The 11,417-nt window shown below is 73.4% G+C and carries 7 protein-coding genes and 1 pseudogene; 5 read left to right on the top strand and 3 right to left on the bottom strand.

Features of this window, described 5'->3' with window-relative positions:
- Nucleotides 1-263 precede the first annotated feature (263 nt).
- The 3 genes from ABD207_RS06965 to ABD207_RS06955 form a co-directional block, all read right to left on the bottom strand.
- The gene (locus tag ABD207_RS06965) at nucleotides 264-1,937 is read right to left on the bottom strand and encodes a penicillin-binding transpeptidase domain-containing protein (RefSeq protein ID WP_344010880.1); all 1,674 of its coding nucleotides are present in this window, start codon (nucleotides 1,935-1,937) and stop codon (nucleotides 264-266) included.
- A gap of 108 nt (nucleotides 1,938-2,045) precedes the next feature.
- Nucleotides 2,046-3,677, bottom strand: coding sequence for a penicillin-binding transpeptidase domain-containing protein (locus ABD207_RS06960; RefSeq protein WP_344010878.1), 1,632 nt, complete (start codon nucleotides 3,675-3,677; stop codon nucleotides 2,046-2,048).
- Nucleotides 3,678-4,307: 630 nt separating this feature from the next.
- Complete coding sequence (locus ABD207_RS06955) at nucleotides 4,308-6,071, bottom strand: dolichyl-phosphate-mannose--protein mannosyltransferase (RefSeq protein WP_344010877.1); 1,764 nt, start codon at nucleotides 6,069-6,071, stop codon at nucleotides 4,308-4,310.
- Nucleotides 6,072-6,157: 86 nt separating this feature from the next.
- Here ABD207_RS06955 and rsmI point away from each other — a divergent pair, with 86 nt between their 5' ends.
- The 5 genes and pseudogenes from rsmI to ABD207_RS06930 all read left to right on the top strand — a co-directional run.
- Nucleotides 6,158-7,018: a 16S rRNA (cytidine(1402)-2'-O)-methyltransferase gene (rsmI, locus tag ABD207_RS06950; RefSeq protein ID WP_344010875.1), complete on the top strand. Its 861-nt coding sequence runs from the start codon at nucleotides 6,158-6,160 to the stop codon at nucleotides 7,016-7,018.
- A gap of 124 nt (nucleotides 7,019-7,142) precedes the next feature.
- Nucleotides 7,143-8,045 carry a TatD family hydrolase gene (locus ABD207_RS06945; protein ID WP_344010874.1) on the top strand — a complete coding sequence of 301 codons (903 nt, stop codon included), beginning with the start codon at nucleotides 7,143-7,145 and terminating at the stop codon, nucleotides 8,043-8,045.
- A 149-nt stretch (nucleotides 8,046-8,194) separates the two neighbouring features.
- Complete coding sequence (locus tag ABD207_RS06940; RefSeq protein ID WP_344010872.1) at nucleotides 8,195-9,685, top strand: resuscitation-promoting factor; 1,491 nt, start codon at nucleotides 8,195-8,197, stop codon at nucleotides 9,683-9,685.
- A gap of 39 nt (nucleotides 9,686-9,724) precedes the next feature.
- On the top strand, nucleotides 9,725-10,606 hold the full coding sequence (gene rsmA, locus ABD207_RS06935; protein ID WP_344010870.1) for a 16S rRNA (adenine(1518)-N(6)/adenine(1519)-N(6))-dimethyltransferase RsmA: 882 nt from the start codon (nucleotides 9,725-9,727) through the stop codon (nucleotides 10,604-10,606).
- Nucleotides 10,603-11,417, top strand: a pseudogene (locus ABD207_RS06930) (4-(cytidine 5'-diphospho)-2-C-methyl-D-erythritol kinase); the annotation flags it as partial. The gene rsmA and the pseudogene ABD207_RS06930, both read left to right, overlap by 4 nt.

The raw sequence follows: 11,417 nt of genomic DNA, 5'->3' as shown, positions 1-11,417 counted from the left end.
GACCGGTACCGGGCTGACCGCCGGCCGGGGCGACCGGTACCGGGCTGACCGCCGGCCGGGGCGACCGGTACCGGGCTGACCGCCGGCCGGGGCGACCGGTACCGGGCTGACCGCCGGCCACCGCGACCGGCCCGCACTGACCGCCTGCCGGGGCGTGTGCCGGGCGGCCGTGTGCCTCAGCCGCCGGTCTTGAGCACGGTGTGCCTCAGCCGCCGGTCTTGAGCACGGTGTGCCTCACCCGCCGGCCTTGGCTGCGGTGTGCCTCAGCCGCCGGCCTTGAGCAGGGCCGCCACGATCGGGCCGGCCGTCGAGCCGCCGTGCCCGGCCGCCTGCACCACGCCCGCCGCCGCCAGGTCCCCGTGGTACGCCGTGAACCAGCCGTTGGGCTTCTTCTGCCCGTCGACCTCCGCCGAGCCCGTCTTGGCCCCGCTGTCACCGCCGACGCCGGCCATCGCCTCGGCTGCCGTGCCGTAGGCAGCGGTGTACGACATCAGGTCGCGCAGCTGGGCCAGGGTGTCCGCCGACATGCGGCGCTCGGCCGTGGCGAGCTTCCGCCCGTCGACCTCGGGCGGGACCAGATAGGGCTGGCGGAACACACCCGACTTCACGGTCGCCGACACCGACGCCATGTTCAGCGGGTTCATCCGCACCCCGCCCTGCCCGATCAGGGACGCCGCCATCGGCGCCGCCGACTGCACCGGCACCGCTCCGTCGAAGGACGGCACACCGACCTGCCAGTCGTCCTTCGCCAGCCCGAACACCTGCTGCGCCTGCTTGGTCAGGTCGTCGTTCTTCAGCTCGGGCGCCTGGCTGATGAAGGCGGTGTTGCAGGAGCGGGCGAAGCTCGCCTTGAACGTGCCGTCCTTGATCTGGAACTTGTCGTCGTTCTGGAACTTCCAGCCGCCGTAGCTGAAGTACTTCGGGCACGGGTGCTTCTTGTCCGCCGAGGCCAGGCCCTTCTCGATCAGCAGTGAGGAGGTGATCACCTTCATGGTGGAGCCCGGCGCCAGGGAGCCCTGGAAGGCGACGTTGAAGCCGTGCGAGGAGTTCGCCACGGCGAGGATCTCACCGGTCGACGGGCGCAGCACGACCACCGACGCCCGCTTCTTCTTCGCCACCTGCTTCTCGGCCTCGGCCTGCAGCGACGGGTTCAGGGTGGTCTTCACCGTGCCCGGCGTGCCCTTGCTCAGCTCCAGCACGGTCTTGTCGGCCAGCTCCGCCTTCTGGGACGACTTGCCGCGCACCACCCGCAGCTCGACGCCGGGCGTGCCGCCGGCCTTCTTGCCGTACTTCTCGCGCAGCCCGTCCAGCACCGGCCCGAGCGACGGGTACGCCTCCGTGGTCAGCTCTCCGCCGTCCCGGTCCAGCGCCTTCACCGGCGGGGTGCCGGCCTCGCCGGTCACCAGCTTGTCGCCGTCCTTCAGGTCCGGGTGGACGACCGCCGGCTGCCAGTGGACGCGGGGCTCGCCGTCGCCGGCCCGGCGCACGACGGTGAGCGTGCTGTCGTACGACAGCGGCTTGCTCAGCTCCTCGTGGATCACCGTGCCCTTCACGGCGAAGGGGACCTTGGTGCCGGCGGCGGCGCCCGGGGTGAGGGCGAGGTCGGCGACGCGGGCGTCCTTGGCGAAGCTCTTCAGCGCGGCGGTGGCCGCCTTCGGGTCGTCGGTGGCGGCCGCCGCCTCGCTCACCTTCCCGGCCTGCCAGGCGGTGAGGAAGCGGCGGGCGGCCCCGGTGACCTCGCTCCGGGTGAGCGGACCGGTCTTGGCCTTCTCCACCTGCTGAGCGGCGGCCGTGCCGCCCTTGCCATCCTCGGCGGCACCTCCCCCGAACAGCGCGTAGGCACCGAACCCGGCGCCCGACACGACCGCGGCGATCACTCCGCCGAGCACGACGGGTCTGGTTCTCCGCCGCTCGGCGACGCGCCTTCTGTTCCCCACTGCTTCGGATCCTCCACACTCGAGTGCCGGGCTCACGCGCCCCGGTGGTGCCTGGCGTCAAGCCAACGACGGCCACCACCCTAGAGTCCCGGCCCGCGCGCGGTTCCCTCAGCCTCCGGCTCGTAGCACGGCTGCGACAATCGGCCCGGCCGCGTCGCCGCCGTGTCCGCCCTGCTGCACCATCGCCGCCGCGGCCACGTCGCCGCGGAAGCCGGTGAACCAGCTGTCCGAGGTGGCGTTGCCGGCCACCTCCGCCGAGCCGGTCTTGGCGCCGATGTCGCCGCTCAGCCCGGACATGGCGCGTGCGGCGGTGCCCTGGGTCGCGGTGAGCCGCATCATCTGCTTGAGCTGGGCGGCGGTGCCCGCCGGCAGGCCCTTCGCCCGCGCCGGCTGCCGGTCGTCCAGCTCCGGGGAGACCAGGTAGGGCTGGCGGAAGGCGCCGGTGATGGCGGTGGCGGTGACGCTGGCCATGTTCAGCGGGTTCATCTGCACCTGGCCCTGCCCGATGGCGCCGGCGGCACGGTCCGGGCCGCTCACCGCGGGCACGCTGCCGTCGAAGGAGGCGATGCCGGTCTTCCAGTCGCCCCGGCCCAGCCCGAACCGCTGCTCGGCCTCCTGCTGCAGCGAGGCGTCGGTGAGCGGCTCCTCGTCGACGAGCTTGATGAAAGCCGTGTTGCAGGAGCGCAGGAAGCTGTTGGCGAGGGTGGCCTTCTCGTTGGGCTCCATGCCGGTGAGGTTCTTGAAGGTCTGGCTCTGCCAGGTGGCGGTGTCCGGGCAGGGCGCCGGGCCGTTCATCGAGGTCACGCCGTTGTCGATGAGCATCGCCGCGGTGATGATCTTCATGGTGGAGCCGGGGGCGACCTTGCCCTGGAAGGCCGCGTTGAACCCGTCCTCGCGGTGGTTGGCCACCGCCAGCACCTCGCCGGTGCTCGGCTTCAGCGCCACCACGGACGACTCGGCGTACCGCCGCACCGCCTTCTCGGCGGCGGCCTGCACACCGGCGCTGAGCGTGGTGCGCAGCACACCCGGCTTGCCCTCGGCCAGGGTCAGCAGCGGGGTGTCACCGGCCACCGCCGGATCGGCGTGCCGGATCACCAGTTCCACCCCGGGCTTGCCGCCCGCCTCGGCCCCGTACCGCTCCCGCAGACTGTCGAGGACCGGCCCCAGCGAGGGATACTCCTCCCTCGACAGCTCTTTCCCATTCCGGTCCACGGCTTTGATCGGCGGCTTGGCGGACTCCTCGGTGACGAGGGTGTCGCCCTCCTTCAGCTGCGGATGCACCACCGACGGCTGCCAGCCCACCAGCGCCCGCCCCGTGGTCTTCCCCCGCACCACGGTCAGCTCGCTCTCATAACTCAGCGGCTTCGACGTGCCCTCGTAGCTGACGGTCGCCTTCACCCGGAACGGCACGGTGGTCCCCGACGCCCGCCCCGGAGTGATCTGCACCTGCGATATGCGGGCTTCCTCCCCGTAGGCCGACAACAGCGCCTCGGCCGCCTGCGCGTTGTCCGTCTGCGCCGCCGCCTGCGTCGCCTGCCCCTTCTCCCAGGCCGCGAAGAACTTCTCGGACGTCTCCGCGACCTCCTCCCGGTCCGGCGTCCCGGTCCGCGGCGCCGACGCGCTCGAACCGCCCCCGTCACCGCTCAACGCCGACACGATGTTGTAGGCGCCGTAGCCCGCCCCGCCGACCATCACCGCGAACACACCGCCGACGACGGCAGCCTTGACCCCCTTGCCCATCGGGCGTTCCCCCTCCCCGGCCGGGCCCACACGTCTCTTGAACGCGTTCAGACAGCCCAACGGCTGAGCACTCTACGCACACGCCCCCCGACTCCGCGCGTCGGTTTCCGATCAGTGCCCTGACAGAGATCACCCCGAGCCTGGCAGCTCAGCCTCACCAAGTCCCGCCTGCGCAGGCCCCCGTCAGTATGCACCCGGCCGATCGTGAGGGGGCCGTTACAGCCGATCTTGCTGGGACCGCCCTCCGCGTCGTCGCGGTGGACGATGCTCATCGTGCCCTTGCCCGAGCATGTGGCGTACACGCTGTACACGTCGGTCGGCGGGGTGAAGGCGGGCAGGTCGGCGGGGCCCGTTCCCTCGGTGACCGGTACCAGGATCTGCGCACCGCGTGGGAGGGACAGCTCCGGCTTCCCGGGCGAGCCCTCGGCTTCGGGGCCGGCGCTCCTGCCGTTGCTGGGGCGTGCCTTCGGGGCAGCGGTTTCTTCGTGGGCGGGGCCCGAGCAGGCGGTGGTGAGCAGCAGGAGCAGGAGCAGACCGCCGGGCAGTACCGGATTGCGACCCATGGGGGCACCTCTCACAAAGGCGCGTCCCAGCTCAGGGGCCGGGACGCGGTGTCGGGACGGACGGTGGCTAGACCCAGGTGTCCAGCCACATCCGGGAGCGCCAGTCGTCGATCGGGATGGCGGTGCCGGTGTACAGGGGCCAGAAGTAGATGAAGTTCCAGGCGATGAGGAGGGTGAGGACGCCGGCGGCGGTGGCGCCGGCTACGCGGCGGGTGTCGGTGCTGCGGGGCGGGCCGACGATGGCGCCCAGGAGCATGGCCACGGCCAGGCAGAGGAAGGGGAGGAAGACGATGGCGTAGAAGTAGAAGATGGTGCGTTCCTGGTAGAGGAACCAGGGGAGGTAGCCGGCCGCGATGCCGCAGGCGATGGCGCCGGCCCGCCAGTCGCGGCGGAACAGCCAGCGCCAGAGGACGTAGAGAACGGCGAAGCAGGCCAGCCACCACAGCATCGGGGTGCCCAGGGCCAGCACCTCCCGGGCGCACTTCTCGCCCGCGTCGGCCGGGCAGCCGTCCCTGCCGGGTGCCGGGGACTCGTAGAAGTAGGAGACCGGGCGGCCGGTGACGATCCAGCTCCAGGGGTTGGACTCGTAGGTGTGCGGCGAGGACAGGCCCACATGGAACTCGTAGACCTGGTTCTCGTAGTGCCACAGGCTGCGCCACCAGTCGGGGAACAGCCAGGACCAGTCGCTGCCCCTGCCGTTGCGGGTGGCCCAGTCGCGGTAGTAGCCGCCGGTGCCGTCGGACGGGGAGAGGATCCAGCCGATCCACGAGACGAAGTAGGTGAGCACCGCCACCGGGACGGTGGACAGGAAGGCCCAGCCCAGGTCGTGCCGCAGGACCGCGGTGCGGGGATGGTGGGCGCCCGCGACCCGGCGCGCGCCGACGTCCCACAGCACCGCCATGACACAGAACGCGGCCAGGATGTACAGGCCGTTCCACTTGGTGCCGATCGCCAGGCCCAGGAACAGCCCCGCCGCCAGCCGCCACGGCCGGAAGCCGATCCGGGTGGTCTCGGCGACATGCGCGTCCGGCACGGCACGCCCGTCGGCGTCCACCGGCAGCGCGGCCGCCAGCTTCGCGCGGGCCCGGTCCCGGTCGATCAGCAGACAGCCGAAGGCCGCCAGCACGAAGAACGTCAGCACGCCGTCGAGCAGCGCGGTGCGGCTCATCACGAAGTGCAGCCCGTCCACCGCCATCAGCGCACCGGCCAGGCAGCCCAGGAAGGTCGAGCGGAACAGGCGGCGGCCGATGCGGCACAGCATCAGCACCGACAGCGTGCCGAGCAGGGCGGTCATGAAACGCCAGCCGAACGGATCGAAGCCGAACATCAGCTCGCCCAGCCCGATGACGTACTTGCCGACTGGCGGATGGACGACATACGCCGCGTCCGTCGGGATGGGGACGTCCCCGGCGGATTCGAGGATCCGCTGGTTGGCGTTCTTGGGCCAGTTGACCTCGAAGCCGCGGTGGATCAGCGCCCACGCGTCCTTGGCGTAGTACGTCTCGTCGAATATCACCGCCTTGGGGCTGCCCAGGTTCCAGAACCGCAGCACCCCGGCCAGCAGGGTGACCAGCAGCGGGCCGCCCCACCCGGACCAGCGGGTGATCCGGTCGGCCAGCGCCGGCGGCACGGACAGGGTCGCCCACAGGCGGCCGGACGGCTCGGTGTACGGGGGGACCAGCCGGTCACGGACGTCTTCTCTGCCGGCGCTCGCGGACTTCGCCAGGTAGCCGAAGCGGCGCAGCCGCAGCTGCCACGCCGTCCGCTGCTCGAGCGGCGCCTGGTGCTGCCGGGTGTCCGTGGAGTCCGTGGACGACGCAGTACTGGTCACCGCGCCATCGTAGGGAACGGGGCTGTGTGAGTCCCGCGCATGGGCGGTATGCCCCGGCTGTGCCCCCTGCTGCGAGGATGGGGGGCGTGACCGGAACGCTCGTACTCGCAGGCACCCCCATCGGCGACGTCTCCGACGCCCCGCCACGGCTCGCCGAGGAGCTGGCCGCGGCGGACGTCGTCGCGGCCGAGGACACGCGGCGGCTGCGCCGGCTGACCCAGGCGCTCGGGGTGACGCCCAAGGGGCGCGTCGTGTCCTACTTCGAGGGCAACGAGTCCGCGCGCACCCCCGAGCTGGTGGAGGAGCTGGCCGGCGGGGCGCGGGTCCTGCTGGTGACCGACGCCGGGATGCCCTCGGTGTCCGATCCCGGGTACCGGCTGGTCGCGGCGGCGGTCGAACGGGACGTGCGGGTCACCGCGGTCCCCGGGCCGTCGGCCGTGCTGACCGCGCTCGCCGTCTCCGGGCTCCCGGTGGACCGCTTCTGCTTCGAGGGCTTCCTGCCGCGCAAGGCGGGGGAGCGGCTGGCACGGCTGCGGGAGGTCGCCGGTGAGCGGCGCACCCTCGTCTACTTCGAGTCCCCGCACCGGCTCGACGACACCCTCGCCGCGATGGCGGAGGTCTTCGGGGGTACGCGGCGGGCGGCGGTGTGCCGGGAGCTGACCAAGACGTACGAGGAGGTACGGCGGGGGGAGCTGGCCGAGCTGGCCGCCTGGGCAGCCGAGGGGGTGCGCGGCGAGATCACCGTGGTGGTGGAGGGCGCACCGGACAAGAGCGGCGAGGAGGTCGGCGCCGAGGAGCTGGTGCGGCGGGTCCGTGTGCGGGAGGAAGCGGGGGAGCGGCGCAAGGAGGCGATCGCGGCGGTCGCGGTGGAGGCGGGGGTGCCGAAGCGGGTGGTGTTCGATGCGGTGGTCGCCGCGAAGCGGGAGGGGGAGGGCGGCGGCCGGTAGGGGGTGGTGCGGGTGCGATGCCGGGTGCGGGCGGTCGGGGGTTGCTCGCGCATCCCCGCGCCCCTGCAGCGGAGCTGCAGCACAGCCGGATTGACAGGGGAAGGGCCCTCGTAGGATCGGGGGTATGCCTTCCAGCGACGAGAAGAGTGGCGAGAAGAGCGGCGGGAAGAACGCCGCGCCGCCTCTGCCCGAGCCCCTGCGGGTGGCCGTTGCCGACTCGCACACGCATCTCGACATGCAGGGCGGCACCGTGGACGAGGCGCTGGCCAAGGCCGCGGCGGTCGGGGTGACGACCGTGGTGCAGGTCGGCTGTGATCTCAACGGGTCGCGCTGGGCCGCGGAGACCGCCGCCGCGTACGAGCCGGTGCACGCCACCGTCGCACTGCACCCCAACGAGGCGCCGCGGATCGTGCACGGCGACCCCGACGGCTGGTCGCGCCAGGGCCCCCGGCGGCCCGGCGGGGACGCGGTGCTGGACGAGGCGCTCGCGGAGATCGACCGGCTCGCCGCCCTGCCGCAGGTCAAGGGCGTCGGCGAGACGGGGCTCGACTACTTCCGGACCGGGCCGGAGGGCAAGGAGGCGCAGGAGAGATCGTTCCGCGCCCATATCGAGATCGCCAAGCGGCACGGCAAGACGCTGGTCATCCACGACCGCGACGCCCACGCCGATGTGCTGCGGGTGCTGAAGGAGGAGGGCGCGCCCGAGCGCACCGTCTTCCACTGCTACTCCGGCGACGCCGAGATGGCGAGGGTCTGCGCCGAGGCCGGGTACTTCATGTCCTTCGCCGGCAATGTGACCTTCAAGAACGCGCAGAACCTGCGCGACGCGCTCGCCGTGGCGCCGCTGGAGCTGGTGCTGGTGGAGACGGACGCGCCGTTCCTGACGCCGGTGCCCTACCGGGGGCGGCCCAACGCCCCCTATCTGGTGCCGGTGACCGTGCGGGCCATGGCCGCCGTGCGCGGAATCGACGAGGACGCGATGGCCGCCGCCCTCGCGGCCAACACCGCACGCGCCTTCGGTTACTGACTTACTGACCGCGCTCCAGGCCGCTGCCGAGCCGCGAGCGGCACCACTCGCGCGTACGTTCCGTAGTCGTGCCGCTTTGGAGAGTGACCGGCGCTCCGCTAGGTTCTGGGGCCCGAGCCGGACCCCCTAAGGCCCTGGAGCGTGTCGGCGTGAGCAACGCGCGGTTCGAGACGTACGAGACGGATGCGACGGTCGGCGATCTGCACTCGGCGGAGACCGTCGGGTACGGACACGGATACGGCATCCCCGGCCCGCCCGGCGAGGACACCCGCCGGTCCGACACGTACCGGCCCGCGTACGAGCGGACATTGCAGGAGGGGGCGCTCCAAGGGCAGTCACCCCCGGAGCCGACTCTGCTCGAGCGCACGCTGGTGGAGCAGACCCTCGCCCAGCGGGCCCAGCAGCCGCAGCAGACCCTCGCCCGGCAGCCCACCGAGCCCGCGCTGCCCCGCCGGGCCGCCCTCGACCCGGCAACCGGCCCGGCGGCCGGCCCGGCGGCCGGGCCCGCGCGGAACGGGCACCGGCGCCGTGCCCGGTACGCCGAGCGGGCCGAAGGGATGCGCCGGCTGCTGCCGCAGGCGCTGGTCGTCGCCTGCCTCACCGGCGGCACCGCCGCCTTCCTCGCCGAGGACAAGGAGATCGAGCTCGATGTCGACGGCACGCCCCGCACCCTGCACACCTTCGCCGACGACGTCACCGAGCTGCTGGCCGACGAGGGCATCCAGGTCGGGCCGCACGACGTGGTGAGCCCCGGCCCCGGCGAGGACCTGGAGCACGGCGACGAGATCGAGGTGCGCTACGGGCGCCCGCTGATCCTCACCCTCGACGGAGAGCGGCGCGAGGTGTGGACGACCGCGCACACCGTGGAGGGGGCGCTGCGGCAGCTGGGCGTGCGCGCGGAGGGCGCGTACGTATCGACCTCGCGCTCCCGGCGCATCGGGCGGGAGGGGCTCGCGCTGGATGTGCGCACCGAACGCACCGTGACCGTGATGGCGGACGGGCGCGCCCGCACCGTGCGCACCAACGCGGCGACCGTGCGGGAGGCGGTGGAGCAGGCCGGGGTCACCCTGCGCGGCCTGGACACCACCTCCGTGCCGCCCGGCAGCTTCCCCCGCGACGGGCAGACCGTCACCGTGCTGCGGATCACCCGCACCCGGGAGGTCCACGAGGAGCCGATCCCGTTCCACGAGGTGCGCGCCGAGGACCCCTCGCTGCTGCGCGGCACCGAGGTCGTCGAACGGCCGGGGCAGCCCGGCCTGCGCCGGATCACCTACTCCGTGCGCACGGTCAACGGGGTCCGGCAGAAGCCGCGCCGGCTGCACGCGGAGGTGGTGCGCGAACCCCGGGTGCAGGTGGTGAAGGTGGGGACGAAGACCCCGCCGGCCTCGGTGGCCGGCGCCGACCGCCTCGACTGGGGCGCCCTCGCGGCCTGCGAGTCCGGGGGCCGGCCGGACGCGGTGGACCCCTCGGGGACGTACGGCGGGCTGTACCAGTTCGACACCGCCACCTGGCAGGCGCTCGGCGGGCAGGGGCGGCCCCAGGACGCCTCTCCGGCGGAGCAGACGTACCGGGCGAAGAAGCTGTACCTGCGCAGCGGCACCAGCCCTTGGCCGCACTGCGGGTCCCGCCTGGGGGGCTGACCGGCCGGGGCGGTCCCGGACGCCCCGTACCCTTGTGCCGTGAGCAGCCCCACCCCCGACGCCCTTCTCGGGCCCGCCGACATCCGTGAACTGGCGGCCGCCCTCGGCGTGCGCCCCACCAAGCAGCGCGGCCAGAACTTCGTGATCGACGCCAACACGGTCCGCCGGATCGTGCGCACCGCCGAGGTGCGCCCGGACGACGTGGTCGTCGAGGTCGGCCCGGGGCTCGGCTCGCTCACCCTGGCGCTGCTCGAGGTTGCCGACCGGGTCACGGCCGTGGAGATCGACGACGTGCTCGCCGCCGCGCTGCCCGCCACCGTCGCCGCCCGGATGCCCGAGCGCGCCGACCGGTTCGCGCTGGTCCACTCCGACGCCCTGCACGTCACCGAGCTGCCGGGCCCGGCCCCGACCGCGCTGGTCGCCAACCTCCCCTACAACGTGGCCGTCCCGGTGCTGCTGCACATGCTGGAGACCTTCCCCAGCATCGAGCGCACCCTGGTCATGGTCCAGGCGGAGGTCGCCGACCGGCTCGCCGCCGCACCCGGCTCCAAGGTGTACGGGGTGCCGTCGGTCAAGGCCAACTGGTACGCGGAGATCAAGCGGGCCGGGGCCATCGGGCGGAACGTCTTCTGGCCCGCCCCGAACGTCGACAGCGGGCTGGTGTCGCTGGTCCGCCGCGCCGAGCCGCCGAAGACCACCGCCTCCCGGCAGGAGGTGTTCGCCGTCGTCGACGCCGCCTTCGCCCAGCGCCGCAAGACGCTGCGGGCCGCGCTGGCCGGCTGGGCGGGCTCGGCCGCCGCCGCCGAGGCCGCGCTGGTCGCGGCGGGCGTCTCCCCGCAGGCGCGCGGCGAGTCGCTCACCGTGGAGGAGTTCGCCCGTATCGCCGAGCACGCCCCGAACAAGGAGTCCGGTCCGCAGTGAGCGTCACCGTCCGCGTCCCCGCCAAGGTCAACGTCCAGCTCGCGGTCGGCGCCGCCCGCCCCGACGGCTTCCACGACCTGGCCAATGTCTTCCTCGCGGTCGGCCTCTACGACGAGGTCACGGTCACCGGGTCCGACGAGCTGCGGGTGACCTGCTCCGGGCCGGACGCCGGTCAGGTGCCGCTGGACGAGAGCAACCTCGCCGCCCGCGCGGCCCTCGCCCTCGCCGAGCGCACCGGCCGTGAGGCGCGCGTGCATCTGCACATCGACAAGGACATCCCCGTCGCCGGCGGCATGGCGGGCGGCAGCGCGGACGGCGCCGCGGCCCTGCTGGCCTGCGACGCGCTGTGGGGGACCGGAGTTTCCCGCGAGGAACTCCTTGAGATCTGCGCCGAGCTGGGCAGCGATGTGCCGTTCAGCCTGGTCGGCGGGGCCGCGCTCGGCACCGGGCGGGGCGAGAAGCTGACGGAGCTGGAGGTCGGCGGCACCTTCCACTGGGTCTTCGCGCTGGCCGACCGGGGCCTGTCCACCCCGGCGGTCTTCCGCGAGTTCGACCGGCTGGCCGAGGGCCGGGACATCCCGGATCCGGTGGCCTCGCAGCCGCTCCTCGACGCCCTCGCCAAGGGCGACGCGGACGCGCTCGCCGAGTCCGTGACGAACGACCTCCAGCCGGCCGCGCTGTCGCTGTTCCCGGAGCTGGCCGCGACCCTGGACGCCGGACGCGCGGCCGGAGCGCTCGCCGCCCTGGTCTCCGGGTCCGGCCCCACCACGGCCTTCCTCGCCCGCGACGCCGAGTCGGCGGCCGCCGCGCC

It is taken from the genome of Streptomyces thermospinosisporus (genome assembly GCF_039526425.1).
Classification (GTDB): Bacteria; Actinomycetota; Actinomycetes; order Streptomycetales; family Streptomycetaceae; genus Streptomyces; species Streptomyces thermocarboxydovorans.
Note: the sequence above shows the minus strand (reverse complement) of the source record. Positions and strands in the feature narration are given on the sequence as shown.